This window comes from Neobacillus sp. S1227 (assembly GCF_055385255.1).
In genome coordinates this window covers 1,201,908-1,227,155 of the sequence record NZ_AP038276.1, presented here as the reverse complement: position 1 = coordinate 1,227,155, position 25,248 = coordinate 1,201,908, and the positions used below count along the sequence as shown (strand labels likewise).

24 protein-coding genes, 1 pseudogene and 1 riboswitch are annotated in these 25,248 nt (G+C 40.6%); of the genes and pseudogenes, 9 read left to right on the top strand and 16 right to left on the bottom strand.

The genetic code is table 11. The annotated features are described in order from the left end of the window. Positions 1 to 6: 6 nt before the first annotated feature. The 6 genes from ACZ5AE_RS06165 to ACZ5AE_RS06140 form a co-directional block, all read right to left on the bottom strand. Positions 7 to 1,428 (bottom strand): aldehyde dehydrogenase family protein, encoded by a 1,422-nt coding sequence (locus ACZ5AE_RS06165; RefSeq protein ID WP_464570468.1) that lies wholly within the window; start codon positions 1,426 to 1,428, stop codon positions 7 to 9. A gap of 137 nt (positions 1,429 to 1,565) precedes the next feature. Beyond that, positions 1,566 to 2,936, bottom strand: coding sequence for an MFS transporter (locus ACZ5AE_RS06160; RefSeq protein ID WP_464570466.1), 1,371 nt, complete (start codon positions 2,934 to 2,936; stop codon positions 1,566 to 1,568). Continuing rightward, positions 2,933 to 3,835 (bottom strand): NAD(P)-dependent oxidoreductase, encoded by a 903-nt coding sequence (locus ACZ5AE_RS06155; RefSeq protein ID WP_464570464.1) that lies wholly within the window; start codon positions 3,833 to 3,835, stop codon positions 2,933 to 2,935. Before ACZ5AE_RS06155 ends, ACZ5AE_RS06160 begins: the two co-directional genes overlap by 4 nt. 34 nt (positions 3,836 to 3,869) lie before the next feature. Further along, positions 3,870 to 4,520 carry a GntR family transcriptional regulator gene (locus ACZ5AE_RS06150; RefSeq protein ID WP_464570462.1) on the bottom strand — a complete coding sequence of 217 codons (651 nt, stop codon included), beginning with the start codon at positions 4,518 to 4,520 and terminating at the stop codon, positions 3,870 to 3,872. A gap of 210 nt (positions 4,521 to 4,730) precedes the next feature. Next, positions 4,731 to 6,293, bottom strand: coding sequence for an ATP-binding protein (locus ACZ5AE_RS06145; protein WP_464570460.1), 1,563 nt, complete (start codon positions 6,291 to 6,293; stop codon positions 4,731 to 4,733). Between the two features lie 201 nt (positions 6,294 to 6,494). Next, positions 6,495 to 8,036: an NAD(P)H-hydrate dehydratase gene (locus ACZ5AE_RS06140; protein ID WP_464570457.1), complete on the bottom strand. Its 1,542-nt coding sequence runs from the start codon at positions 8,034 to 8,036 to the stop codon at positions 6,495 to 6,497. Positions 8,037 to 8,381: 345 nt separating this feature from the next. Here ACZ5AE_RS06140 and ACZ5AE_RS06135 point away from each other — a divergent pair, with 345 nt between their 5' ends. The 8 genes from ACZ5AE_RS06135 to narI all read left to right on the top strand — a co-directional run bounded on the left by ACZ5AE_RS06135 (position 8,382) and on the right by narI (position 17,618). Further along, complete coding sequence (locus ACZ5AE_RS06135) at positions 8,382 to 9,869, top strand: nitrate/nitrite transporter (RefSeq protein ID WP_464570455.1); 1,488 nt, start codon at positions 8,382 to 8,384, stop codon at positions 9,867 to 9,869. 234 nt (positions 9,870 to 10,103) lie between these two features. Next, positions 10,104 to 10,568 (top strand): hemerythrin domain-containing protein, encoded by a 465-nt coding sequence (locus ACZ5AE_RS06130; protein WP_464570453.1) that lies wholly within the window; start codon positions 10,104 to 10,106, stop codon positions 10,566 to 10,568. After that, a complete protein-coding gene (locus ACZ5AE_RS06125; protein WP_464570451.1) occupies positions 10,555 to 10,857 on the top strand; it encodes a hypothetical protein in 303 nt (100 codons plus the stop codon). The genes ACZ5AE_RS06130 and ACZ5AE_RS06125 overlap by 14 nt, the downstream gene beginning before the upstream one ends. Positions 10,858 to 10,873: 16 nt before the next feature. Further along, positions 10,874 to 11,164, top strand: coding sequence for a hypothetical protein (locus ACZ5AE_RS06120; protein ID WP_464570449.1), 291 nt, complete (start codon positions 10,874 to 10,876; stop codon positions 11,162 to 11,164). After that, positions 11,151 to 14,816 carry a nitrate reductase subunit alpha gene (locus tag ACZ5AE_RS06115; RefSeq protein WP_464570447.1) on the top strand — a complete coding sequence of 1,222 codons (3,666 nt, stop codon included), beginning with the start codon at positions 11,151 to 11,153 and terminating at the stop codon, positions 14,814 to 14,816. The genes ACZ5AE_RS06120 and ACZ5AE_RS06115 overlap by 14 nt, the downstream gene beginning before the upstream one ends. Continuing rightward, on the top strand, positions 14,806 to 16,308 hold the full coding sequence (narH, locus tag ACZ5AE_RS06110; RefSeq protein WP_464570445.1) for a nitrate reductase subunit beta: 1,503 nt from the start codon (positions 14,806 to 14,808) through the stop codon (positions 16,306 to 16,308). Before ACZ5AE_RS06115 ends, narH begins: the two co-directional genes overlap by 11 nt. Next, positions 16,308 to 16,907, top strand: coding sequence for a nitrate reductase molybdenum cofactor assembly chaperone (gene narJ / locus ACZ5AE_RS06105; protein ID WP_464570443.1), 600 nt, complete (start codon positions 16,308 to 16,310; stop codon positions 16,905 to 16,907). The genes narH and narJ overlap by 1 nt, the downstream gene beginning before the upstream one ends. A gap of 15 nt (positions 16,908 to 16,922) precedes the next feature. Beyond that, the gene (gene narI, locus ACZ5AE_RS06100) at positions 16,923 to 17,618 is read left to right on the top strand and encodes a respiratory nitrate reductase subunit gamma (protein ID WP_464573559.1); all 696 of its coding nucleotides are present in this window, start codon (positions 16,923 to 16,925) and stop codon (positions 17,616 to 17,618) included. A gap of 161 nt (positions 17,619 to 17,779) precedes the next feature. Here narI and ACZ5AE_RS06095 read toward each other — a convergent pair whose 3' ends face one another. The 6 genes from ACZ5AE_RS06095 to ACZ5AE_RS06070 all read right to left on the bottom strand — a co-directional run bounded on the left by ACZ5AE_RS06095 (position 17,780) and on the right by ACZ5AE_RS06070 (position 22,822). Continuing rightward, complete coding sequence (locus tag ACZ5AE_RS06095) at positions 17,780 to 17,998, bottom strand: hypothetical protein (RefSeq protein ID WP_464570441.1); 219 nt, start codon at positions 17,996 to 17,998, stop codon at positions 17,780 to 17,782. A gap of 99 nt (positions 17,999 to 18,097) precedes the next feature. Next, positions 18,098 to 18,937, bottom strand: coding sequence for a MetQ/NlpA family ABC transporter substrate-binding protein (locus ACZ5AE_RS06090; protein ID WP_464570439.1), 840 nt, complete (start codon positions 18,935 to 18,937; stop codon positions 18,098 to 18,100). A 19-nt stretch (positions 18,938 to 18,956) separates the two neighbouring features. Then, positions 18,957 to 19,631 (bottom strand): methionine ABC transporter permease, encoded by a 675-nt coding sequence (locus ACZ5AE_RS06085; protein ID WP_464570437.1) that lies wholly within the window; start codon positions 19,629 to 19,631, stop codon positions 18,957 to 18,959. After that, on the bottom strand, positions 19,621 to 20,634 hold the full coding sequence (locus ACZ5AE_RS06080; protein WP_464570435.1) for a methionine ABC transporter ATP-binding protein: 1,014 nt from the start codon (positions 20,632 to 20,634) through the stop codon (positions 19,621 to 19,623). Before ACZ5AE_RS06080 ends, ACZ5AE_RS06085 begins: the two co-directional genes overlap by 11 nt. 96 nt (positions 20,635 to 20,730) lie before the next feature. Further along, a riboswitch (SAM riboswitch) is annotated at positions 20,731 to 20,835 on the bottom strand. A gap of 189 nt (positions 20,836 to 21,024) precedes the next feature. Beyond that, on the bottom strand, positions 21,025 to 22,140 hold the full coding sequence (locus ACZ5AE_RS06075; RefSeq protein ID WP_464570433.1) for an NAD(P)/FAD-dependent oxidoreductase: 1,116 nt from the start codon (positions 22,138 to 22,140) through the stop codon (positions 21,025 to 21,027). 85 nt (positions 22,141 to 22,225) lie between these two features. After that, positions 22,226 to 22,822 carry a vWA domain-containing protein gene (locus tag ACZ5AE_RS06070; protein ID WP_464570431.1) on the bottom strand — a complete coding sequence of 199 codons (597 nt, stop codon included), beginning with the start codon at positions 22,820 to 22,822 and terminating at the stop codon, positions 22,226 to 22,228. Between the two features lie 97 nt (positions 22,823 to 22,919). Here ACZ5AE_RS06070 and ACZ5AE_RS06065 point away from each other — a divergent pair, with 97 nt between their 5' ends. Continuing rightward, positions 22,920 to 23,399 carry a hypothetical protein gene (locus ACZ5AE_RS06065; RefSeq protein ID WP_464570429.1) on the top strand — a complete coding sequence of 160 codons (480 nt, stop codon included), beginning with the start codon at positions 22,920 to 22,922 and terminating at the stop codon, positions 23,397 to 23,399. Positions 23,400 to 23,615: 216 nt separating this feature from the next. Here ACZ5AE_RS06065 and ACZ5AE_RS06060 read toward each other — a convergent pair. The 4 genes and pseudogenes from ACZ5AE_RS06060 to ACZ5AE_RS06045 form a co-directional block, all read right to left on the bottom strand. Next, positions 23,616 to 23,906, bottom strand: a pseudogene (locus ACZ5AE_RS06060) (gas vesicle protein); the annotation flags it as partial. A 22-nt stretch (positions 23,907 to 23,928) separates the two neighbouring features. After that, positions 23,929 to 24,192: a gas vesicle protein K gene (locus tag ACZ5AE_RS06055; RefSeq protein ID WP_464570427.1), complete on the bottom strand. Its 264-nt coding sequence runs from the start codon at positions 24,190 to 24,192 to the stop codon at positions 23,929 to 23,931. Beyond that, entirely contained in the window at positions 24,164 to 24,403 is a 240-nt protein-coding gene (locus ACZ5AE_RS06050; RefSeq protein WP_464570425.1) for a gas vesicle protein, read from the bottom strand. The genes ACZ5AE_RS06055 and ACZ5AE_RS06050 overlap by 29 nt, the downstream gene beginning before the upstream one ends. Further along, a complete protein-coding gene (locus tag ACZ5AE_RS06045; RefSeq protein WP_464570423.1) occupies positions 24,403 to 25,233 on the bottom strand; it encodes a GvpL/GvpF family gas vesicle protein in 831 nt (276 codons plus the stop codon). The genes ACZ5AE_RS06050 and ACZ5AE_RS06045 overlap by 1 nt, the downstream gene beginning before the upstream one ends. Positions 25,234 to 25,248 lie beyond the last annotated feature (15 nt).

The window sequence follows — 25,248 nt, the reverse complement described above, 5'->3', positions numbered from 1 at the left end:
GCAAAATTAGTTTCTATTCCAAATAACAAGCTTCATTTCTGTCATTTCTTCAACTGCATATTTTAGCCCTTCACGTCCTGTGCCACTTTCTTTTACTCCACCATAAGGCATATGGTCAACGCGGAACGTTGGGATGTCGTTGATTAGTACACCACCAACCTTCAATTTATCAATGGCATCAAGCGCTGTATCCACATTTTTCGTGTAGATACCTGCCTGTAGGCCGTAGCGTGAATCATTCACTAGATCAATTGCCTCATCTACGGTAGATATCTTATTGATTATGACAATTGGCGCAAACACTTCCTGACACGAAACCTTCATTTGCGGATTTGCCTCTAAAATAACGGTTGGACGCAAAATATTTCCTACGGCTTCGCCTCCAGCAGCAATAACGGCCCCCGCGCTTTTCGCCTCTTCAATCCAATTCAATGCCCTTTGGACATCATTTTTAGAAATTAATGCAGAAACATCAGTTGCTGGATCGAGAGGATCTCCAATTTTCAATTGGTTACCCGCCTCTACGAACTTTGCGACAAATTCATCATAAAGACTTTCATGTACGTAAGCTCTTTGCAGAGAAATACAAACTTGGCCCTGATTTGAATACGCTCCGGTGATGCAGCGGGGAACAATTTTATCGATATCGGTGTCTTTGTCAATGATGACGGCTGCATTGGAACCAAGCTCTAAAGTAACCTTCTTCAATCCTGCTTTATTCCGGATACCAATGCCTACACTAGGACTTCCCGTAAAAGTGATCATGCTGATCCGATCATCGGTAACAAGCTTGTCTCCAACCACACTTCCTCTTCCGGTCACGACATTCAGCACACCTGCTGGAAGTCCGGCTTCCTGCGCTAGTTCAGCCAGAAATAAAGAAGATAGCGGTGTTTGTGTCGCTGGCTTTAGTACGATTGTATTTCCGGCGGCAATCGCTGGTCCAACCTTATGCACAACTAGATTCAGCGGAAAGTTAAATGGTGTAATCGCGCCAATAATTCCAATCGGTTCGCGCACCGTATAAGCGACTCTTCTTTCACCACCGGGAGCCGCATCCAATGGAATCGTTTCGCCATGGATTCTTTTTGCTTCTTCTGCAGCGAACTTAAACGTCTGGATGGTGCGGGCAACTTCTGTCTTAGCCATTACAATCGGTTTTGCGGCTTCAAGAGAAATAATCTTTGCTACTTCATTAAATTTTTCTTCAATCAGCTTTGCTAGATTTTCGAGAATTTTAGCACGCTCATGTGCAGGTACCTTTGCCCACTGACCTCTTGCACGGTCTGCTGCAACAATTGCGGCCTCGACATCCTCTAAGGAACCGGCCGGAATCTCGGCTAGCAGCTCCTCTGAATATGGAGATAGCAGCGAAGTATATTCTTTCGCGTCTAGCCACTCTCCGTTAATAAACAATTGTTTTTTCATATTACTAGCACCTCAAGTCCTTTTTTCGCTAATAAGGGAGGTATAAAATTTTCACAAATTTTATAATCTCTTAACGCATGAATTCAACTACGCCTCATGAACCGTCCTAACGGACTCGCCAATCGGCGAGTTTTCATTTAAGAAGCTTTAATACTATTTAAACTCTGTCCTTTTGTTTCTACACCTAGGAAGTAAACTAATGCAACAGCAATCCAGAAGAATACAGCCATGGTAATATAAATACCGTAGTAAAATTCAATGCTCATAAAATAGCCAAACACGATAGGGCTGACGGCTGCACTAATTCTTCCTGCCCCTGTTGACCAACTTGTAGCTGTTGCACGAATACTAGAAGGATACAATTCCGCTGTGTAAACAACTGTACCTGCAACTCCCTGTTCATATAAAAAGGATAGGATACACGCTCCCCAAATTAAATAACTTGGATCTTTAATGAGCCCAAACACCAATGCGGCCACACCACCGAGGCCAAAGCCTACATAGAATAATTGTTTTCTTCCAAATCGCTCGATTGTCCAGTAAGCGGTCAATCGTCCTAGAATCGCAGCGATGGCAACAAATAGGGTATAAGTAAATGTTTTTGCCAAGCTTAGGCCATATACAGTTGCTAGAATCGTAGGAAGCCAAAGCAAAAAACCATAGTAGCCAAAATAACTGAAGAAGTAATAGCCTGCTGTTAAAATAAATCTTTTAATATATTGAGGCTGAAGGAGGACTTTAAAAGATACCTTTTTGTCTGCCTGAGACTTAGATGGAATAACCTTTAAGTCTTCATCCGAAGCACCAAGGGTTTTTAGCACCTTAACGGTTTCCTTTCCCCGTCCCTGTGCGGCAAGCCAGCGCGGAGATTCAGGCACCTTTCGGCGGACAAAGAAGCTTAGGAACGCTGGGATTACACCGACAATAAATAGCACTCTCCAGCCGAAATCAGCGACAAAGCTAAGGGAGATAATGGCGGCAATCAGCATTCCGACCGGCCATAAAACGGTAAGAATCGATGTAAATCGTCCTCTGTACTTTGTTGAGATGTACTCAGAGGTTAGTGCCGTATCAATTGGGATCATCCCACCAAGGAACAACCCTGTTAAAAAGCGTAATAAGCCAAATTGAAACGTACTCGTTGTAAATGCAGTCAATCCAGTTAAAATACTAAATCCAAGAACTGTAGCCATAAAACCGAATTTCCGGCCAAATTTATCCGATATTGGTCCCCATATAATGGCCCCGATAAACATTCCCCAGATTCCTAAAGAATTGAGAGTTCCGTTTGTAATTGGATCAATGTTCCATTCCTGAATAATCGAAGGCATTGCATAGGAAACAATATACGTATCCAATGAGTCAAACATAAAACCAAGGGCAGCCGCGATAACGACAAAATAATGTGCTTTTGTCAACGGCAATTTTTCAATTATACTATCGACGGACTGTGAAGCTGACTGACTCTGATGCGCACCACCACTCACTTTTTCGGGTGACGTGCTCATGTAAGTACCTCCTTTTTGTGCAAGCGATCATTTGAAATCTTTTCTAAAAACTTAATAATCTCCGTGTGGTCCTGATCAGATTCTCCCGTTCTGGCAGCCCCTTCATAGACTTGCTCGATTAAAGAAGCGAGAAGAACTGGTACTTTTGTGTCCTTGGCGATGTTATTGACCATGCCCACATCTTTTAGTAATAAATCTAAAGAAAATCCTGAGTTATAGGTTTCCGGCAGGATAAATGTCGGTAACTTATAATGGGTGGAGAAGCTTTGACCTGAACTTGTATTGATTGTATCTAATGCAACATTCAAATCGATGCCAAGCTTATTAAGCAGGATCATCGCTTCACACGAAGCATAAAGGGATGTGGCAGACAAGTAGTTGTTAACCGCCTTTAGTGCATGACCTGCCCCAGTCTGTCCGACTAGATTAATTGCTTTGCCTAGACATTCTAATATTGGCAGCACCTTCGAATAAACCTTCTCCTCAGCTCCAACCATAATGGTAAGAGTTCCAGCCTTGGCTCCTTTAACGCCTCCAGATACCGGGGCATCAATCAAGGTTAAACCGAAGTTTTTCGCTTCCTCTGCCAGCTTTCTGGTGCTGAATACATAGGAGCTGCTCATATCAATGATGAGCCCGTCCTTCTTCATGGAGTGAAATAACCCGTCCGTTCCAGTTAATATTGCTTCGACTATGCTGGAATTGGGCAGCATCGTGATCACAATGTCATTTTGTTTTCCCAATTCAAGAATGGATGTTGCAACAATGGCCCCCTTTTCTTGAAGAGGTTTCATTGCTTCAACATTTGTATCGTAAACGGTAAGGCTGTAGCCGGCATCCAACAGATTTTCGGACATCCACCGTCCCATTTTCCCTATTCCAATAAAACCTATCTTCATTAGTTTTCATCCCTTCATTTTTTTGTTCTTCCCTCTACTCTGGGAATAATATTTCAAGTGACCGAAGCGAACGAATCTCCTGTTCATATATCGCTCGTTTTCCTGCACTAACATCTTTTTCTATTAAGGCCTTTACCTGTTCCCTATGTTCATTTAGAGAAGAGGTTAAGTTGGAACCTTGTGCCATTGATAGCATTCTGAAAGGACGAGCAGATCGCCTTAAAGATAAATACATTTCACTTAAGACCTTATTGTTGGCGATGGAAAAAATTAAATGGTGGAATTCTTCATTTAATTCATAGTAAAGCTCAAGATCATAGTCACTTACTGCTTGCTCCTGCGATTTGATAACGTTTTCAAGTTTATCAATGCCATCTTGATCAATTTTTACGATTGCTTTTTCCATCGCAATTTCTTCAAGCCGGTAAATAACATCATACAATTCATAAATATCTGTTCTCGTAAACCTTCTTACTACTACCCCTTGATGAGGAACTCTCTGTACCAGCCGATCCCGTTCTAGCATAAGGAGGGCCTCGCGAACTGGTGATCGGCTTGTCTTAAATTCCTCTGCTATTGCAGCCTCAACCAGATGTTCACCCGGGTGTAGAATTCGCTTTCCTATTCTGGCAGTTATTTCTTCAGCAATCTTGATAGCGATTGTCTTCTTTGCATTCGTTTCCATATTTCCTCCCGTTCAAATTAAACATACAATATTGTCGACAATTTAGTATATAATCATTATGGCATTTGACGATAGTTTGGTCAACACTTAATTTTCATAATATTCTTAATAAAAATATTTCATTTGCACATCAAAGCATCCCATTTATTTGTTCGCTACCAAGCGCAAATAAAAAAGTACTCCCTGCGAGTACTCTTTTTTGGACTTACTTTATACTTCTTGCAAATCTTTTTGAAAAACAATATCGTTCAAGGCTAATTGCAGCGTTCCTTTAAACTCTACCTTATGACTTATATCAACTCCAGAACTAAGAAGACTCTTGACAATTTCCGCCCGCATACCGGTGAGGATCGCTTTACAGCCCATCATCGAAAAGCCTTGGATGATTTGGACAAAGTTCCGTGCGGCTTCTTTTTCCATCGAGGCCACACCTGATAGATCGATAATTAAAGTTTGAATTTGCCGATATTCAATTTCAGTCAGCACTTTATTCTGAATCGTTGAAATACGCAGATCATCAAGTGTTCCAATTAAGGGCAAAATGCAAATCTCCTTATTAATTGGAATAATTGGAACAGATAGGTTTTCGACAAGCTTTCTTTGGTTATCCAGCAATTCATCCTTATATTTCGTGTACGTGATAAAAAAGTGTGTAAGAAACTGATCAATTAATTCATTAATACTTTTTTCCATTGAAAAAAAGGTGATCCTATCAGTCTCCAATTTATTAAAGGCATCAAAGTTATAGAGAAAATCCCACACTGTTCGGCGGATCGCCTGAATCCATTCCAGCTTAAACGCAAGGGTCAATGAATGCTTTGCCCAAGCCATGCCCTCCTGCTTGGCAAATGAGATTAGTTCATGTTCCCGGCCTTCAACGACATATAGAACTAACTTATGGGCATTGTTAAGTAAATTAATTCCGACATTATGTATATCATCAATTTTTTCACTTACATTCGTCGCCTCAGCCAGCAAACGGTCCTCAAATACTTTTTGATTCTTCAAAAAGTATTCCTTTATTGAATATTTATCGTCAATCATAACATCCAATTTTCTCACACCCCGTTGTGTTTTTTGCTGTTGCTGCGGGAGACTTATCGTAAAAGTAGTTCCTTGATTTTTCTTACTATCAACCAAAATCATGCCGCCATGCTGATAAATGACTGAGAACACCTGAGCAAGTCCCATCCCTGTCCCCTGATCCTTCGTCGTAAAAAAGGGTGTACCTAATAGCGAAAGCTTCTCCTCGGGAATGCCAACTCCCGTATCTTGAATCGTCACAATGACTTCATTATTCTTTGTGTAATGTGTCAGGGTAATGGCCCCTTCCCCGTCAATCGCCTCAATTGCATTTTTAATTAAATTAAAGAAAGCCTTTTTAAATTGATTTTTCCTGCCGTAAATAGCAGCACCCGTATCTTGAAAATCAGTTTGGATAGTAATCTCATACATCTTGTCCTGGAAAAGGTTAATGATGGATTCCAATTCAACTGACAAATAAATAGTTTGGAATTCTTCGTCCTCCAGATCAGGCTTTGAAACCTGAAGGAGATTATTTAAAGTTTTCAGGGCGTTATCAAGTTCGGAATGAGCAATTTCTAGGTATTCATTTTTTTGATCCTGCTGCAAAAGCTGTAAAAACCCTTTGACCGCTGTTAAGGGATTTCTCACCTCATGGGCGATTCCTGCAGCAATTTGGCCAATCGAAGCAAGCTGGCTTAAATGATTTGACATTCCACTCTCTTTGTAAACCTTTTCATCGATGTTCATCTTTATAAATCTCCTTTCCTACAATAAGGAACAAAAGGACTTATTTTTTATAATTGGATATTTCTACTATCTAAATATTAGTTTACTAAAAAAACAAACAAGGTAAATACGCAGAAATATGCATTCTTTTCCATTTCATATAGTAAAGAAGTTGTACTACCTTTGTAAAAAACAAAAAGCCTTTCTAGGAAGAAAGGCTCGTTATTTTAGTTGTTCTTTTATTCCTTCAATGATGTCCAATGGCATGACCCCATAATGAGAGAGAACTTTTGCTTTTTCTTGTCCGGCCCTTGCATGAAGATAACTTGCAGCAATCATAGCGTACAAGGGTTCGGCACCCTGGGCAAGAAATGAAGCAATCAAACCAGTAAGAACGTCCCCGCTGCCACCTTTTCCGAGGGCGTCATGACCGAGCGGGTTTATATAGACCTGTCCAGCCGGTGAAACAATTATTGACCGGTGTCCCTTCAAAAGCAAAAACACATGGCCCTCCTTCGCATATTCCTGGGCAATTTCGATGCGGTTTTCCTCCACCTCTTTGACAGTCCTGTTGACTAGCCTTGCCATTTCACTTGGATGAGGAGTGAAAATGACGGGCCCCTTGTACTTGCGGACCAAGTCCGTCAAGCCTCGTATAAAATAAAGGCCATCCGCATCAATGATTAAAGGCTGGCCGCTCAAAGACTCAATCAGAGATTTGAGCCACTCCTCTCCGCCAGCAAACCGCCCCATTCCGGGACCAACGGCTACACATTCAAACTGCTGAAGCTGCGGAATAATCTCATGAACTGCCCTGGCAGCAAAATGACCATCCTCATCTGATAAAGGCAAAAATAAGGATTCCGGATTTTGCGCCGCCGCCATCGGATAAATCCCTTCCGGTACTGCCAGCGTTACTAAGCCTGCACCAGAATGTAAGGCTGCCCTCGCTGAGAATATCGGGGCGCCTACATATGGGCGTGACCCTCCGATTATCAAGGCATGTCCGAATGTCCCTTTATGACCATGCCTTGGTCGTTTTGGCAGCACTTCCCGTACAAGAGGCCCTGTTATCACCCTTGGCATATCCAGTCCTAACTCTGCAGCGGCTGAAGGCGGTACAGAAATATCAACCGCCTTCCAATCACCGATATATTTTGGTCCGTCCTGTAAAAAAAAGCCTTTTTTCGGAAAAACAAATGTTATCGTCTTATCAGCCTTAATTGCCTCCCCTGCAACCTTCCCGGTATCGCTGCTGACACCTGAAGGAATATCAACAGATACAACCAATTTCTTTCCGGTATATTCATTGACCATTGAAATCACATTACTGAAGGGTTCTCTGACAGGGCCATTTACCCCAGTCCCCAAAATGGCATCGACAATTACATCTGCCGAATTCAATACATTTTTTAAACCATTTAGTGAATGTTCTTGAAGGTAAAAGACAGGCAGCCCGCGATTCATATACACATCAAAGTGGATTTTTGCATCTCCCTTTAGACGGTCAGGATCCACGAGAAGACAAACAAGAGCCCTGACTCCCGCATCAATCAGCCTGCGGGCAATAACAAAACCGTCCCCGCCGTTATTCCCGCCGCCAGCAAGAACGATAACCCGTGGATTTGAGTAAGGTAAGTCTGCTATTATTTCCTCAACTACCCTTGCCCCGGCATTTTCCATTAGGACCACACCAGGTAAACCAATCCTTTCCATCGTATACTGATCCATCCGCTGCATGTCCCTTTGCCCCGCCGCAAACATGTCAAACCAACCTCCCCGAAAATCTATATTTACTTTCATTTTACCGCTGTTACCAGAAAAGAGCCCAATTGATTGGCTCTTTTTAAAAAAATTATTCGAACTTAAGGTCCCATTTTTTTAATACATAGTAAAATCAATCATCTCCCTACTAATAAAGGAAATAATAATCATCCGTTTCTTCATCATTGGCCGCCCTTTAATTTGAATTCCCCGAGAGGAAAAAATGCTGCTTTTTTAACTTGCATTTCCTATTTTTGTACATATAGGGTAAATTTGAGGAAAATGTTTTTATTTGTTTTTGCTTATCCTATGATTATAAGAAATTTTTTAAGAGGTGTTTATTGAATGGGGAAAGCCAATTTTCAACTGGTTTTGCAAACAGTTAACTTAATTTTAGGATTCATGGTTTGGGTTATCATTTCTTCTTTAATATCATTTATTCAAACCGATATTAAGCTTACACCTGGCCAATTATCGACCGTAACAGCGATCCCGGTTATTCTCGGATCAATTTTAAGGGTTCCGATTGGCTTTTGGACCAACCGCTATGGCGCAAGATGGATGTTTACAATTGGACTGATATTTCTGCTTCTGCCAGTTTACTATATCAGCCTGGCGGATTCCTTCTCCGATTTAATCATCGGCGGTTTGGCCCTTGGTGTCGGAGGAGCGTTGTTCTCAATCGGGGTCACCTCCCTGCCGAAATATTATCCGAAAGAACGGCATGGGTTTGTAAACGGAATATACGGGGCAGGTAACATCGGTACAGCCTTCACCTCCTTTTCGGCCCCGCTGCTGGCCAATGCCATCGGGTGGAGAAGCACTGTTCAATTATACTTAATTTTAATCGTGATATTTGCAGTTTTAACCTTTATTTTGGGTGATAAAAAAGAACAAACAGTAAGGGTGTCCCTCACCGCCCAAATTAAAAGCGTTTATAAAAACTACCGGCTTTGGTTTTTATGCTTGTTTTATTTTATTACTTTCGGTTCATTTGTTGCCTTCACTGTTTATTTACCTGCCTTCCTTGTAAACCACTTTCATTTAACGAAGGTGGATGCTGGGTTCCGAACAGCGGGGTTTATTGTCATTGCCACCATCATGCGCCCGATCGGGGGCTTTCTCGCTGATAAATTTAACCCTTATATCATCTTGATCGTGATCTTTAATGCGATTACATTTGCCGGATTTCTATTATCGTTTACACCGTCACTGCCTATTTACACCTTGGGCTGCATTTTAGTCGCGTTTTGTGCGGGAATCGGAAATGGTACCATTTTCAAACTTGTGCCTCTTTATTTTTCAAAACAGGCTGGCATTGTTAACGGTATTGTAGCAGCTATGGGCGGCCTGGGTGGATTTTTCCCGCCAATCGTGTTAACGATTTTATTTAATATGACCGGCCACTATGCGATTGGCTTCATGGCTCTTTCCGAATTTTCGCTTGCCGCTGCAATAATTGTGATGGCCCTATACTTCCTTGATAAATTACAGATTTCCAACCAGGTTATTGAAAGCACCGTGGAAGGCATCATGGTGACAGATTTAAATGGTATTATTCAGCGGGTTAACCCGGCGTTCACTGCTGTAACAGGATATTCTGAAGATGAGGCCATTGGCAAGACCCCGGTTATCCTGCAATCAGGAAAACATGATGAAACTTTTTATAAGAAGATGTGGGAGGATATCCGCCAAAACGGCTCCTGGCAGGGGGAAATTTGGAACAAAAAGAAAGACGGGCAAATTTACTTGGAATTGTTAACCATCAGTACTATTAAGGATGAGAATGATAACCCGATAAATTACGTGGGAATGTTTAATGAACTGCGTTAGGGGGTTTTTCGGACTTCTTAGTTGAAAAAGGTTAGGACATTTTTCATCCTGAAATAGCTGGTTATCAGTGAAGTGAGAAGTGACTTGGGAAATACATCTAAAATAACAAAAGAGTTGAGAAATCAACTCTTTTGTTATTTTTATAATAATTTACATTTTGTTGGAAATAGTAAGGGAATACTTGGAAAGGTATCCATAAGAAAATTAAGAACCAAGATGAAAGGATGTTTTAAATTGTCAGGACCTAGCTTAAAAAAACAAGATGCACATGACTTAATACATGAATCGGCATTAAACGAGGCGAAAGAATTAAGGATGTTATTACAAAAATGTCTGGAAGATGGTCAAAAAGAAAAAGCCATGAAAGTAGCAGAGGTTTCAATTGAACATTGGGAAACTAGGACGCTGCAGCATGCAGCTTCAGAGGAAGAAGGTCTATATAAGGAGATGGCAACTGAAAAACCCCATCTAAAAACTCTTGTCATACAGTTAACTCGTGATCATGACCTTATGCGTAAAATGGTAGAGCAAATGAAGGTTCTATTAATACGTAATGAGATTGATGAGAAATTGGTAGCTTTAATGGACTCCTTAATTATAGTTGACTCCTTACATAACGACGATGAACTGAATAAACTTCTAGGACATAACGACATCAATAAGTTGGAAATTATGGAAGAGAGTGATGAGATTGCTTGAAGAAAAACTATTACGTTATGGAGCACCCGCCTTATATGACAAGATGGTTGAAACTTTTTCGCATTTTCATATTCATCCATATGATGTTCAAGCCACTATATTAAAAGTCGACGACAAATTTGAAGTTTCATTGAAATTTTCTGCAGATTTTTCTCAATTTGTAACCCGCCAATTCACAATTGAACAAGTGGAGCTTCCTGATGATGAAGTGACACGCTATTTTCAAGAGTCCGCAGAGAAATGCAAGTCATTGTTAATTGCTGATTACTACAAAATGATGAAAGAGTGAAAGGAGTTGAAACGTTATGTTTTCATTTCAAGAAGATGCACTTTTGGTTGATGACCGAGAGGATTTGATTGCTGTGTTACAGATGAGATTTGGCACTTTATCGGGGGAAATGATTCAAAAAATTTTTGAGATTAATGATATGAATACATTGCAGCGTCTCATCTTATCTGCGGCTAATTCGGCAAATTGGGATGTTTTTGTAGAAGATTTTAATGTCGGTAAAGATTCCTATCGATTATTGGGAGATAACTTTAACCCGCTAAGAGATTTAATAAAGGAAGGAGAAATGTGCGATGGAGGAGCATAAGAATAATTTATTCCATTCTCTTAAACATCTCGTCAGTGGAGACCGAATTAATGATGGCTGGACAGAAGAAAGCCCACGTCCACGGGATTGGGAGTCAGCTTACCGTAATCGGTGGGGGCATGATAAAGTTGTACGATCAACTCATGGAGTAAACTGTACGGGTTCTTGCAGTTGGAAAATCCACGTAAAAGATGGGATTATCACTTGGGAAACACAGCAGACAGATTATCCTTCTACTGGAGATGACTTTCCGGAATATGAACCCAGAGGGTGCCCTCGTGGCGCCAGCTTTTCATGGTATACATACAGTCCAACCCGTGTGAAATATCCATATGTTCGTGGAGAACTCTATTCATTATGGAAAGAGGAATTAGAAAAAGCCGATAACCCAGTTCAGGCATGGGAAAATATCGTTACTGAGCCTAAAAAGCGTGAACGTTATGTTAAAGCAAGAGGAAAAGGCGGTTTTGTTCGGGGGAATTGGAAAGACCTTTGTGACATGATTGCTGCCGCCACTATATATACAATAAAAAAATATGGACCAGATCGTATCGTCGGATTTAGCCCTATTCCCGCAATGTCAATGGTCAGCTATTGTGGCGGGACAAGATTTTTATCCTTAATCGGGGGAACAATATTAAGTTTCTATGATTGGTATGCAGACCTTCCTCCGGCTTCACCACAAGTTTGGGGTGATCAGACTGATGTTCCGGAAAGTGCAGATTGGTATAACACTAAATATTTTATTATTTGGGGAACCAATATTCCACAAACGAGAACGCCAGATGCCCACTTCATGGTGGAATCAAGATACAACGGGACAAAAGTAGTAGGAGTCAGTCCAGATTACGCAGAGTACGAAAAATTTGCAGACATGTGGCTGCCTGCCAAAGCCGGGACGGATGGAGCCCTCGCAATGGCAATGACACATGTGATTTTAAAGGAATTCTATGTCGACAAAGAAACACCCTATTTTATGGAGTATGCAAAACAATATACGGATTTGCCATTTTTAATCACATTAATAAAGAAAGATGATCATTACCGTTCTGATCGTTTCGTACGTGCATCAGATCTTTCTGACCAAGAAGAATTAGGTGAATGGAAAACGGTGGTTTGGGATGAAACAACTGATAACTTCGCCATTCCTAACGGCAGCCAAGGTTTTCGCTGGGATAATGGAAATCAGTGGAACTTAGATTTATATAATATTAATCCCAAAATGAGCTTCTTGGATGATTCAGATGATACTGCCATGGTCGAATTCCCTTACTTTGGCCAAAAAGATGGCGGTTTGATTAAGCGTGAAGTTCCAGTAAAAAAAATAAAAGATAAATCCGGAAATGAACTACTCATTACTACGATCTATGATTTAATGCTGGCGCATACCGGAATTAACAGAGGTCTAAAGGGTGACTATCCAAAGGACTATAACGACGATAAAAATCCCTATACTCCTGCTTGGCAAGAAAGTATCACAGGTGTTAACAAAGCTCATGTCATTCAAGTAGCAAGAGAATTTGCGGAAAATGCAGCATTGACAAAAGGTAAATCAATGATTGCAATGGGTGGCGGAACAAACCACTGGTACCATAGTGACCAAATTTATCGCTGTATTTTAAATCTCATTCTTTTAACCGGCTCACAAGGTGTAAATGGCGGGGGTTGGGCGCATTATGTCGGACAAGAGAAAGTACGTCCGCTTGAAGGATTCTCCCAAATTGCATTTGCTAATGACTGGGTGAAGGCTCCAAGGTTTATGAACGGTACTTCCTTCTTTTATTTTGCAACAGAGCAATTCCGTTATGAATATGAAAAAAAAGAAGAAGAATCAGAGTGGGGAAGTAAATATTCCAGCATGCATCCAGCTGATTTTAATGCCCTTTCAGCAAGGTTAGGATGGCTGCCAAGCTTTCCTCAACTCTCACAAAATTCCTTAGATGTGGTAAGAGAGGCACGCTCAAGAAACAAGAATGATCAAGCGGTTATCGAAGATATCACAAAGCAGCTGGTGGATGGAAAGCTGGACTTTTCCATTGAAAATCCAAACGATCCACGTAATTTTCCGCGAGTCTTTTTCAACTGGCGTTCAAATTTATTAGGAGATAGCGGAAAAGGACATGAATATTTCGTGAAGCATTTAATTGGCGGACAGGATTCTGTATTAGGTGATTATGAAAACTCATGGCAACCCGAGGATGTGAACTTGTCTGAAAAGCCGCCAGAGGGGAAAACTGACCTTTTCGTCAGCATGGATTTTCGAATGACTAGTTCAGGGCTTTTCTCCGATATTATTTTTCCAGCTGCTACGTGGTATGAAAAATACGATATCAGCACCACGGATATGCATCCATTTGTCCATCCGTTTAATGCAGCCATTTCTCCTCCTTGGGAGACAAGAAGCGATTGGGATGCATTTAGGGAAATTGCCAAACGTTTTTCTGAACTTGCAAAAAAACATCTGCCTGCTCAAGAGGACCTTGTTTTGTCGCCGCTAGCACATGATACCATCAATGAGATTGCTCAGCCTTTCGGAAAAGTCAAAGACTGGCGGAAAGGTGAAGTGGAAGCCAAACCAGGCAAAACCTTACCAAACTTTAATTTTGTCAAACGAGATTATCCAAATGTATACGATATGTGGATTACCGTTGGACCAAATATAAAAAATGGATACGGAACAAAAGGGGTTAAAATTCCTGGAGATAAAGTTTACAAGGATTTGCTTGACCGCTTAGGACCATCCAAACATATAGGCATTGGAAAAGGTTATCCCGACCTTTATTCCGACAAAAAAGCCATTAATGCCATTTTGTTAATGTCCGGTGCTACAAATGGCAAACGAGCGGTTGAAGGCTGGAAATCTGTGGAGGAAAAGACAGGTAAAAAACTGACTCATATAGCCGAGGAACGTGCGGAAGAAGATTATACGTTAGACGCCTTAACCATTCAACCAAGACCAACCCTTTCTTCACCAGTATGGAGCGGGCTCGAAAAGGACAATCGACGGTACTCTCCGTTTACGATTAACAAAGAATTTAATATACCGTGGCATACACTTACTGGAAGACAGAGCTTTTATCTTGACCATGAAGTGATTCTTGATTTTGGCGAAGGGCTTCCTTTATACATACCTCCAATTACAAGAGGGGCTTTTGTGAAAGGAGAAAAAGAAGTCGAAAATCAAGGAAAATCCATTTCATTGCGTTACATGACGCCCCATCAAAAATGGGGCATTCATACCATGTTTACCGATACCAATAACATGGCTCAATTGTTCCGTGGCTGGCAAGTCGTTTGGATGAATGAAGAAGATGCAGCCTCTATTGGCATTAAAGACAACGATTGGATCGAAGTTTATAACCGCAATGGTGCTGTTGTTGCTAGAGCTGTATTAACGTACCGTATGCCAAGAGGTGCGGTTTATATGTACCACGCCCAGGACCGGCATATGGGGGTTCCAGGGAATAACATTAACAAAGTACGTGGCGGAACCCATAACAGTGTGACCCGAATTTATCCAAAAGCCACGCATATGATTGGTGGTTATTCTCAATTGAGTTACGGATTTAATTATTATGGACCGACTGGTAGTCAAAGGGACACAATGGCGATTATTAGACCGTTGAAGGAGGTCGATTGGCTTGAGGATTAAGGCACAAGTTGCGATGGTCATGCACCTTGATAAGTGTATTGGTTGCCACACTTGTTCTGTTACCTGTAAAAATGTATGGACCAACCGTCCTGGAATGGATTATGTATGGTTCAATAACGTTGAAACAAGACCTGGGGTAGGATATCCAAAGGAATGGGAAAATACCAACCGCTATAAAGGCGGTTGGGTTTTGCGAAACGGTAAATTGCATTTAAGAGCCGGCGGGCCTCTTACAAAATTGGCGAATATTTTTTACAATCCCAATATGGCAGATTTAAATGATTTCTATGAGCCATGGACATATGACTTTCAGCATCTTCACAAACGGGATAAAGGAGAAAGTATACCTGTAGCCCGTCCTCGTTCCATGATTACAGGTAACTATATCGATAAACCAGTTTGGGGTCCAAACTGGGATGATGATTTGGCGGGAGGGAGCGAAACTGTTCCAAATGACCCGAATGTACGAAAACTTCAGGAACACATCAAAACGGAATATGAAAAGACTTTTATGATGTACCTGCCAAGAATTTGCGAGCATTGCTTAAATCCTTCCTGTGTTGCCTCTTGTCCATCTGGTGCTTTATATAAAAGGGAAGAAGATGGCATTGTATTAGTAGACCAGGATGCTTGCCGGGGATGGCGCTTTTGTATGAATGGATGTCCGTATCATAAGGTGTACTATAACTGGAACACGCACAAAGCGGAAAAATGTAATTTCTGTTATCCAAGAACTGAAGCCGGTTTACCAACCATTTGTTCCGAGACTTGTGTAGGTCGAATTCGATATATTGGTGTGGTCTTATATGATGCAGATCGGGTGAAAGAGGCGGCTTCCGTTAAAGATCCTAAAGATTTATATGAATCCCAGCTCTCTGTATTTTTGGACCCATTTGACCCTGAAGTCATCGAGGAAGCAGAAAAACAAGGAATCAATCATAGTTGGATTATAAGTGCACAAGATTCTCCAATCTACAAGATGGCAATAAAATGGAAAATCGCCCTTCCGCTTCACCCAGAATACCGGACATTGCCAATGGTATGGTATGTACCGCCACTTAGCCCAATTATGAATCACATTACTAACGAACAGGATTTAAGTGCGGAAGGCTATATTCCAGCAGTAGATCAAATGAGAATTCCAATGGAGTATTTGGCTTCAATTTTAACTGCTGATGATACTTCTGTTATTCGTAAAGTCTTATTAAAAATGGCAGCGATGAGGGTTTATATGAGGTCGAAAACCGTTGGCGGAGTGGACGAACAAAAATTGACTAAATTAATGGATGAAGCAGGTACCCATAATGAAGAATTAGAAGAGATGGCTCGATTACTTGCAGTTGCTAAATACAATGAACGATTTGTCATTCCGACTGGCCGTCGTGAAATGAATGATGACCTGCATTACAAACAGGGAGCTTGCAGCATTGAAGATTTAGCTCCTCCTGAAGGTATGATGACTTATCCATTCGAAAGAAGTGAAAACGCATAATGAATGAACAAAAAGCGATTTTAATGCTTTTATCGCGCCTCTTGGATTATCCGGATACTCTCTTTTTTGAAGATCAAGAAACAATCATAAGCTTTATTTGCGAGTCTATCAAATCAGAGGATATTCAAAAAGAAGTATTGAATAGAATTGATCCCTTCTATCAAATGTCATCGGTGCAATTGGAACAATTATATGTAGAGACTTTTGATTATAAGGAAAGTACCAATCTATATTTAACTGCACATGAACTAGGAGACAGCAGGAAACGCGGTTTTGCTCTTATCCAATTACAAAAACTCATATCTGAAGCCGGACTTGAATACATCGGACATGATATGGCAGATTATATCCCGATGTTGTTAGAACTTTTGGTGATTGTACCCGAAGAGGAAAAAATCAACAAACTTTTAAAAAGAGTTGCTTACGCCGTCGACCGGATCTTAACAAATCTTCCTGAGGACAATCCTTACAAGAAAGTACTTGAATTAGGGATGATGTATGTTTTTGAAACTCCGGATGCAGAAGAAATCTCTGCTTTAGAAAGACTTCGGGAAGATGCTGACCTGGATGAGCTGCCATATCCACTGATGTATCGCTAAAAAGGAGGGGCTATGATGGAAGTTGTATTTTGGTGGACAATTTTTCCTTATATTTGCGGAACAATCCTAATTATTGCAACATTTTATCGCTTTGTTTTCCGTGGCAAAAGTTGGACTGCGCCTTCAACAGAAATTTTTGAAAAAAAAGGATTGGGAATTGCATCTGTCCTATTTCACTATGGGATTATCTTTGCTTTTGTTGGACACGTAATGGGCGTATTAATTCCACTAAGTGTATACAATGCACTCGGAGTCACAGACCATATCTATCATTTCTTTGCCATAGCAGGAGGTGGTGTTGCGGGTCTCATGGTGGTAATTGGACTAGTTCTCATGCTAATTCGAAAGTTCAATTCACCAAGGGTTCGTGCCCATACTACTTCGACAAGTTATTTCACTATCCTATGGCTTATATTGGTGGCAGGGCTTGGGGCATATATGACGATCGTCTATAATACAACCGTAGGGGCATATGAATACCGTTTATCAATTGGCCCTTGGTTCAGAAGTTTGTTCACATTCCACCCAAGATCGGATCTAATGCTTGGGGTGCCTTTGCTCTTTAAAATTCATATCATTGTGGCATTTATCTTATTTGCTGCCATTCCATTTACAGCCTTAGTCCATATGTTCAGTTTTCCATTAAGATATCCTTCACGGGCTCCGCAACAGTACCGGTCAAGAAATGGTTATAATAAGAATAGCAGGTAGAACTGCTTTAAAAGGTTTTGCCTCATCATATATTTGCTGTTCTTTTGAGAATTAACAAAACAACAATAAAAAGCAGTGCATTTCACAACTGAAGACCGCACTGCTTTTTATTGTAAAGACCTGTTATTATAGGCCTCAATCATTTAATAAATTTATTAATCTTACTTCTCTTTGGTTTCATTTAACTCATCAATTAGCTGTTTCGTCCTTTTCGCATTTCCTTCCGCAAAGTTTTCAAGGCGTTCCTTTAGTTCGTCATTGTCATGAACCCGTTCGGCGGTAATTAAATATGTACGCATCAAATCTTCTTCTATTTCTATAGAATTTTCTAGAATCGCCTCGAGATTTTCCTTTTCTTCATTTCCTTTGAAAAAACTCATTTGAAATCCTCCTTTTTCTTTAGGATTCTCCAATCTTTATTGGCGTATCCAATGAAAAAAGGATATGGATCCACTCCATACCCTTTTTCAATTAAAAGATTATTTTTTCATCCACTCTGGCTTTCCAAAGCCTTTAAACTGTTCGTCAATCACTTTTTCAAAGTCTGCAGATTCGACAACAGCTTTCAGATCTTTTGATAACTGTGAATCTTTGTTGCTTGTTTTAACTGCCACAATATTGCGGTAATTGTCTGCCATGTTTTCAAGTGTTAAGGCATCAAGCAGATTCATTTTTGCTGCAAGAGCAAAGTTTCCTGGTACTGCAGCTAAATCTGCACTTTCAACTGAACGTGGAAGCTGGCCTGCCTCGATTGCTTGGAACTTTAGGTTTTTCTTGTTTTCAGCGATGTCTTTTTCAGATACTTTTAGTGGGTCAGCATCCTTTTTAATTGTGATTAGTCCTGCATCACTAAGTGTATTTAACGCACGTGCAGCGTTAGTTGGATCGTTTGGAAGAGTTACAGTAGCGCCGTCTTTTACATCTTCAATAGATTTAAATTTATTAGAGTAAATCCCCATTGGTGCTGTTGGTACAGAAATAAGTGCTGTTAAATCCATATTGTTTTCTTTTGCAAAGTTTTGAAGGTAAATCGTGTGCTGGAATAGGTTTGCATCGATATCACCATTGTTTAACGCTTTGTTTGGCTGGATATAGTCGCTAAATTCTACAATCTCAACTTTGTAGCCTTTTTTCTCTAAACCTGGTTTGATTGCTTTGTTTACCATGTCACTGTATGGACCGGCAGTGGCGCCAATTTTAATATCTTTTGATTCTGCTGCTTTTTCCTTGCCGCTTGCTGTTTTGTCTTCGGAGTTTCCGCAAGCTGCCAACGCGAATACTACGCAAAGTAATATAATGCTTGTCAACCATTTTTTCATAATAAGTTTCTCCCCTTTTTTATCTTCTTTTATCTACAACTTTGGCGATGTAATCGCCAAGAAGCTGAATGACCTGAACTAAAATAATTAAGATTAAAACTGTTGAAATCATGATGGTATTGTCGTACCTGTAATAACCGAAGCGAATTGCCAAGTCTCCAATACCGCCGCCGCCGACTGTGCCGGCCATGGCCGAGAAACCAACTAAACTAATGAGTGTTAACGTGACACCTGAGATGATACCGGATCTGGCTTCAAGTAAAAGAACATCCTTTATTATCATCCACGGTGTTGCACCGGCTGCAATTGCCGCTTCGATGACACCTTTATCTATTTCTCTTAAGGCAGTCTCCACGATTCTTGCGAAAAATGGAATCGCGGCAACCGACAGTGAAACACTAGCAGCGGTAGGTCCTATGGTACTGCCAACTAGCAAATTAGTCAGCGGAAGCAATGCTACTAATAAAATGATAAATGGAATCGAGCGAACCATATTGACAATAAAACCTAAAATATTCTGGACGGCTCGATTTTCCATAAATAAACCTTTGTCGGTTATGTAAAGCAAAATCCCAACCGGCAAACCGATTACTGTTGAAACCACTAACGATATCGCAATCATATAGATGGTTTGAATAAACGCTTTATTGATATCCGGAATCAGCTCCATCAAATGTGCAAAATCAAAGCCCATTGTGTAGCACCTCCACTTGTGCGGCCCGGCCTTCGATATACTTCAGGGCTTTTTCGATTTCTTCCTTTTGCCCTTTTAGCTCCATGATGAAAATACCAAGCGGCGATTCCTGAATATATTCTATGGAGCCATGCAGGAAGTTTCCTTTTACATTAAATTGTTGAAGAGTATCAGAAATGACTCCCTCTCCAGCAACTTTACCTTTGAAGGTCACTTTAACAATTGGCCCCTGGCAATTATTTAGAATCACTTCTGGAATCTCAAGGGATACAACACTTTCGATAAACTCTTTTGTCAGTGCTGCTTGGGGATGGGCAAAAATATCGTATACCGAACCCTCCTCAACCACTTTTCCATCCTGCATAATTGCCATACGGCTGCAGATTTCCTTAACAACATCCATTTCGTGGGTAATTAACACGATAGTGATGTTGAGTTCTTTATTTATTTTTTTCAAAAGATTTAATATTGACTTGGTTGTTGTTGGATCAAGTGCTGATGTGGCTTCATCACATAGGAGCACTTTAGGATTATTGGCAAGTGCCCGCGCAATGCCGACACGCTGTTTTTGGCCGCCGCTTAGCTGGGATGGGTAGACATTACGTTTATCAGAAAGGCCTACCATTTCGAGTAGCTCTTCGACCCTGCCTCTAATTTGATCCTTCGGCATGTTAGCTGCCTTTAAGGAAAAAGCAATGTTTTCATACACAGTTTTTTGGCTTATTAAATAAAAGTGCTGAAATATCATGCCGATTTTTAAACGGGATGAACGTAATTGCTCTCCTTTAAGGGAGGTGAGGTCATTGCCATCGACCTTTATGCTTCCCGATGTGGGGCGCTCCAAAAGATTGATACATCTGAGTAAGGAGCTTTTTCCAGCACCGGAATAGCCGACGATTCCGAAGATTTCACCTTCTCTAATGGTGAGAGATACATTATCCACACCTTTGACTTCACCTTTTTTCGATTTGTAAACTTTGGTAAGGTTTTTTATCTCAATCATTTTTGATTACCTCATTTTTCCGATATCTAAACTAGACTTTAGGCCTACATAAAAAGCCCCTTTCATCTGAAAGGAGCTCGAAATAGACATTTCGGCGGCTTATCTTTCAGAATGAAATCATTCTGCAGGAATTGGCACCTTCCCTTTTCGGGGGTTGCCGGACGTCATCGGGCCATGTCCCTCGGTCTCTCTGGATAAGAAAATTAAATTAACAAATAATTAAGTTATATTAAGATACTACAAATCTATTCTTATTTTGTCAATCGTCTAAATTATAATGTAATTTAATAGACAGCGTTTTCAATATTGCTATATCAACTTTATTATTGTTTTTAAAATTTTTTTTAAAAGAAAAAAGCTCTTCGAATGAAAAGCTCTTTGTATATAACATTAGGTTAAAGCACCAGCAACACTATAGTTATGAATATCAATTTCCATTTGTTTTCCGAGTGCTAGTTTAGCAAGTTCTGCCCCCAAGTACGGTCCGCTTGTTAATCCAGATGAACCTAAACCATTTGCCACTAAAATCCCTTCAAAATCAAGCAGCCCCCCTATTACAGGAAGAAAACCTGGAGTAAATGGCCTAAAACCTACCCTTGTTTCCAAAATCTTTCCACTCGCTAGGCCTGGAGCAATTGCTAAAGCTTTATTTAAGATTTCTTGGACTCCACCCGCCGTTACACTATTATCAAATCCTGCATCATTTTCGTGTGTTGCTCCAATTACAACACGACCACCTGCAAATGATAGTATATATTGATCAGATGGCGGCATGATAACTGGCCACGAATTTGTACTCATGTCTGCAATATGTAAATGGATGATTTGCGCCTTTTGCGGCCTTACCAAAAATTCAACGCCCAGTGGTCCCAAAAGTTTTTTTGCCCATGCCCCTGCTGTGACAATGACTCGATCAGCAAAAAAAGATTGATCAGATACTTTAACCCCTATGACTTTATTATCGTTACTAATTAATGAGGCATCTCCTTTAACAACTTGGGCTCCATGCTTTACTGCAGCGTTTATAAGTGCATTACGTAAAGCCCGGCCATTTACACGTGCCCCGCCACTAACATATACCGCGCCAAATTCTTCCGACAACGGCGGAAAAAGTCGATTTGTCTCTGCTGGAGACAAAATCGTAATTTCACCGATTTCGGGAGCATCCTCTCGGCGGGTTCGCGCCCGTTCTGCCATTTGTTCCAACTTTTCAGCATCACCATGAATACTTAATGCTCCAACTCGTTTGTAGCCCGTTTCTATTTCCCCTTCCCCTTCAAGCTGTGCGATTAATTCTGGGTAATACCGGGCCCCTCCTTTAACCAACTGATACCAAGCTTTATTACGCCGTTGGGACAACCATGGGCAAACGATCCCTGCTGCTGCGTCAGTGGCTTGACCTGGGTCTTGCCGGTCTACAATGATAACTTTGGCTCCCCATTTGGCAAGGTGATAAGCAGCAGATGCCCCCAATATACCTGCTCCGATTACAATTACCTTTTGCATAACTCACCTCATAGATAACAAAAACTCAGTCATATAGACTGAGCTAAGTAGATACTATATATTTTACACCAAATGCCATACTGCTTTAAAGTTTCTCTGTACGCTGCCTTCTCTCCGCTACTTGCTCACAAACCATATTATACATAACCTCCACACCTTTTTCCGAGGCTTCGAAGTTAAATGCATTTTCAACGTTTATTCCTAAATTATCCGCTTGCTCCTTAGCATCGATGTTTGCACCCAAAAAGATAAATTCCCAATTATATTTCTCCTGTTGATGCTTGATTAATTCTCTCACTTTTTCATAGGTAAATTCTGAGCTTGCATTTTCTAATCCATCAGTGGTGATAACAAATATCACCTTGCCAGGCCGCTTTTCTATATCCGTTTTGGATAAACGATACCCTACATCAAGGATTGATTTCCCCACTGCATCCAACAATGCAGTCATACCTCTTACATAATAATCTTGATCCGTGAGTTTAGCCTTCTTTGCCTCAATTCCATTCCACAATATTTCATATTGGTCATCAAACAAAACAGCAGTGACAAGAGTTTCCCCTTCCAGCTTTATCTGCTTTTTAATAAATCTATTAAACCCGCCAATTGTATCGACTTCGAGCCCAGCCATCGACCCGCTTCGGTCAAGCAGGAAAATAACTTCAGTCAAATTCGTGTTCATCTCTATCATCCTTTCACTATAGTTTATAAAATAATAATAGAGATTTTTATTTGAAAATTGGTCGCCTGATAAGCGACATTTCAAGGGAGAGAGAAACATGCTAAATCATCAACTTTTAATAGAATTGCAGGAATATGTTGAGAGTAGCTTGAACACCGTTACATACTCTATGATGGAGCCTAATGAAATACATAGTATCGAGTTAGAGGACTTTATCAAAAACAAACGCCAGCCGACCTTTAAACAAACTCTATTTAAATTGATAGATAAAAAAGGTGCTGCAGATTCAGAAATATATAAAAGAGCAGGACTAGACCGCAGACACTTTTCAAAAATCCGTTCTAATCCAGAATACCGTCCAAGAAAAAATACAGTGATAGCCCTAGCAATTGCCCTTGAACTAACCAAAAAAGAAACCGACAGACTCTTAAGTTCGGCCGGTTACTCTTTATCTGAGAGTGATACCTTTGATTTAGTCATTCAATTTTGTCTAGAGAAAAAAATTTATGATGTCCATGATGTTAATCATGCGCTGGACTATTTTAGCCTGAAGCCATTGATAGGTGTAACAGAATAGGTTCACAGGAATGCACGTTTCCTGCTTGCAATCCATCTAAAAGATAAAGGGGTGCCTTTTCCTGGCTTTCCCCCATATCTCAACCTCTTATTCTTTTGATGATGGAAGATTATCGGCAGTCCCCAACTGCTGTGGTAACTCATCGTCTAATATTAATTGTTCAGCCCTTCCCTCAGTGGGCTCCACTAATTGAATTTCTTTTTCCGGAGCAGGAAATGATTTTTCTGCCACCAGTTGCTCCAAACGATCGACTCTTTCCAGTAGACGGGCGTGCTCTTCCCCTGTCAATCTGGCCTTGGAAGAATAATACGGGTCATTTACCCACCAGTCCATGCCTATTTCTCTTGCCTTATCAACTGAGGCCACCAACAGCCTGATTTTGATTGTTAATAAATCGACATCCGCCAGGGATATTTTAATATCACCCGCAATGACGACCCCTTTATCCAGGATTTTTTCCAAAACCTCAAGCAAATTTGAAGATTGAGGTGCATGCTGAATGGGCATAATATCTCTCCTGTCGTTAGTCTTACAATAATCTTCCCAGCGGGCCAAGTTCTATATTTAGTTCTTCTTTTTCTAATCCAAAGACAATCTTTAACTCTTCCATTTTTTCTTCCAATCTCATCAGTGTCAGCCCTAATTCCTCCAACTGTTCATCCGTAAGCGAATCACTTTCCACTCTCCGCATAGCCTGACGTTCCATCAGCTGGCGAAGCAATTCGATAATCGTCAGGACTAATTTAGCTAACCCTTGCTCCACACTATTGGAGTCTAGCGGCAAGCGTTCCATTTTCTTTTCCCTCCCTGCTATTCAAACGTTCATAGGAACCAAACGCACTTTCAAAAGATGATATAAGCAGCTTTAGGTCGACAATGATTAAGTCAATATCAGCAATAGAGATCAGGATTTCTCCCCGTACGACCACACCTGTATCAATGATTCCATCTAATAAATCCAAAAGCGTCACTTCTTTATTTTCTAAGGGATGATACCGTTCCATTACACCTTCTCCATTACAAACTTAGCGAAGTGGTATGGCGGCCATGGTCCTGTTACCTGAAATGTACATCCAAATACTTCATAGCTTTTTTCTATTTCAGCCATTTTATTTAAAAATTGTTCCACTTTTCCTTCGAGAATAAGAAAATCATAATTTCCGACCATTTCATCTTTTCTTTCCGTTACTTCTTTTCCCCAATTTTGGCGGAGATTTGAATCATCAATGACGGATTCCAGCTGGAGTAAAATCTCCTGACGCCATTTGGCTTGCTCTCTTTCGTATTCTTCAGCGACTAATTGATCAAGCTTTTTTCTCATCAAGAATTGCTTTCCCTTAGGCATTAAGGCTAATTTCCGCCTCATCTCCGTGATAGCTGAATTATTCTTTAATACATACGATAAAGCCAATTCCTTATCACAAAACAGTTTCAAATTCCATTCTTGTTTCCCCTTAAGATAAGTAAGTTTTTCTAGGAGTAAATCATATTGGCCGGTCAGCAGGCTTTCCAAATTACCATCGTTTTGAAAAATTGTACAAAAAGACATCGGAAGAATCGTAAAATTTCGCTGAAAGTCTGCAATGATTTCATGATGATGAAACGCTTTTTCCTGCAGCCATTTAGCATCTTTTAGTTGAAGATCAATGTGTTGTTGGGAATAGTTAGTGGCACTTACTGGGGTAACGAGAGCTGCTATATCTTGAAAAGTTTTTATATTAATGGGGCTGTTATCAATTCCTAAAACGTCTGGAACCTCTGATTTCTGCAGTTCCTCTGCTAAGCAGACTCCGTACACATAAATGAATTCTTTGTTAACCTCTGTATGAGTCATAATACCTCCTCCTTT

What these genes read in the sequence shown, in the direction of transcription:
- ACZ5AE_RS06165 (WP_464570468.1), bottom strand. Translation starts at nt 1,428, where the DNA reads ATGAAAAAACAATTGTTTATTAACGGAGAGTGGCTAGACGCGAAAGAA.
- ACZ5AE_RS06160 (WP_464570466.1), bottom strand. Translation starts at nt 2,936, where the DNA reads ATGAGCACGTCACCCGAAAAAGTGAGTGGTGGTGCGCATCAGAGTCAG.
- ACZ5AE_RS06155 (WP_464570464.1), bottom strand. Translation starts at nt 3,835, where the DNA reads ATGAAGATAGGTTTTATTGGAATAGGGAAAATGGGACGGTGGATGTCC.
- ACZ5AE_RS06150 (WP_464570462.1), bottom strand. Translation starts at nt 4,520, where the DNA reads ATGGAAACGAATGCAAAGAAGACAATCGCTATCAAGATTGCTGAAGAA.
- ACZ5AE_RS06145 (WP_464570460.1), bottom strand. Translation starts at nt 6,293, where the DNA reads ATGAACATCGATGAAAAGGTTTACAAAGAGAGTGGAATGTCAAATCAT.
- ACZ5AE_RS06140 (WP_464570457.1), bottom strand. Translation starts at nt 8,036, where the DNA reads ATGTTTGCGGCGGGGCAAAGGGACATGCAGCGGATGGATCAGTATACG.
- ACZ5AE_RS06135 (WP_464570455.1), top strand. Translation starts at nt 8,382, where the DNA reads ATGGGGAAAGCCAATTTTCAACTGGTTTTGCAAACAGTTAACTTAATT.
- ACZ5AE_RS06125 (WP_464570451.1), top strand. Translation starts at nt 10,555, where the DNA reads ATGAGATTGCTTGAAGAAAAACTATTACGTTATGGAGCACCCGCCTTA.
- ACZ5AE_RS06120 (WP_464570449.1), top strand. Translation starts at nt 10,874, where the DNA reads ATGTTTTCATTTCAAGAAGATGCACTTTTGGTTGATGACCGAGAGGAT.
- ACZ5AE_RS06115 (WP_464570447.1), top strand. Translation starts at nt 11,151, where the DNA reads ATGGAGGAGCATAAGAATAATTTATTCCATTCTCTTAAACATCTCGTC.
- narJ (WP_464570443.1), top strand. Translation starts at nt 16,308, where the DNA reads ATGAATGAACAAAAAGCGATTTTAATGCTTTTATCGCGCCTCTTGGAT.
- narI (WP_464573559.1), top strand. Translation starts at nt 16,923, where the DNA reads ATGGAAGTTGTATTTTGGTGGACAATTTTTCCTTATATTTGCGGAACA.
- ACZ5AE_RS06095 (WP_464570441.1), bottom strand. Translation starts at nt 17,998, where the DNA reads ATGAGTTTTTTCAAAGGAAATGAAGAAAAGGAAAATCTCGAGGCGATT.
- ACZ5AE_RS06090 (WP_464570439.1), bottom strand. Translation starts at nt 18,937, where the DNA reads ATGAAAAAATGGTTGACAAGCATTATATTACTTTGCGTAGTATTCGCG.
- ACZ5AE_RS06085 (WP_464570437.1), bottom strand. Translation starts at nt 19,631, where the DNA reads ATGGGCTTTGATTTTGCACATTTGATGGAGCTGATTCCGGATATCAAT.
- ACZ5AE_RS06080 (WP_464570435.1), bottom strand. Translation starts at nt 20,634, where the DNA reads ATGATTGAGATAAAAAACCTTACCAAAGTTTACAAATCGAAAAAAGGT.
- ACZ5AE_RS06075 (WP_464570433.1), bottom strand. Translation starts at nt 22,140, where the DNA reads ATGCAAAAGGTAATTGTAATCGGAGCAGGTATATTGGGGGCATCTGCT.
- ACZ5AE_RS06070 (WP_464570431.1), bottom strand. Translation starts at nt 22,822, where the DNA reads ATGAACACGAATTTGACTGAAGTTATTTTCCTGCTTGACCGAAGCGGG.
- ACZ5AE_RS06065 (WP_464570429.1), top strand. Translation starts at nt 22,920, where the DNA reads ATGCTAAATCATCAACTTTTAATAGAATTGCAGGAATATGTTGAGAGT.
- ACZ5AE_RS06055 (WP_464570427.1), bottom strand. Translation starts at nt 24,192, where the DNA reads ATGGAACGCTTGCCGCTAGACTCCAATAGTGTGGAGCAAGGGTTAGCT.
- ACZ5AE_RS06050 (WP_464570425.1), bottom strand. Translation starts at nt 24,403, where the DNA reads ATGGAACGGTATCATCCCTTAGAAAATAAAGAAGTGACGCTTTTGGAT.
- ACZ5AE_RS06045 (WP_464570423.1), bottom strand. Translation starts at nt 25,233, where the DNA reads ATGACTCATACAGAGGTTAACAAAGAATTCATTTATGTGTACGGAGTC.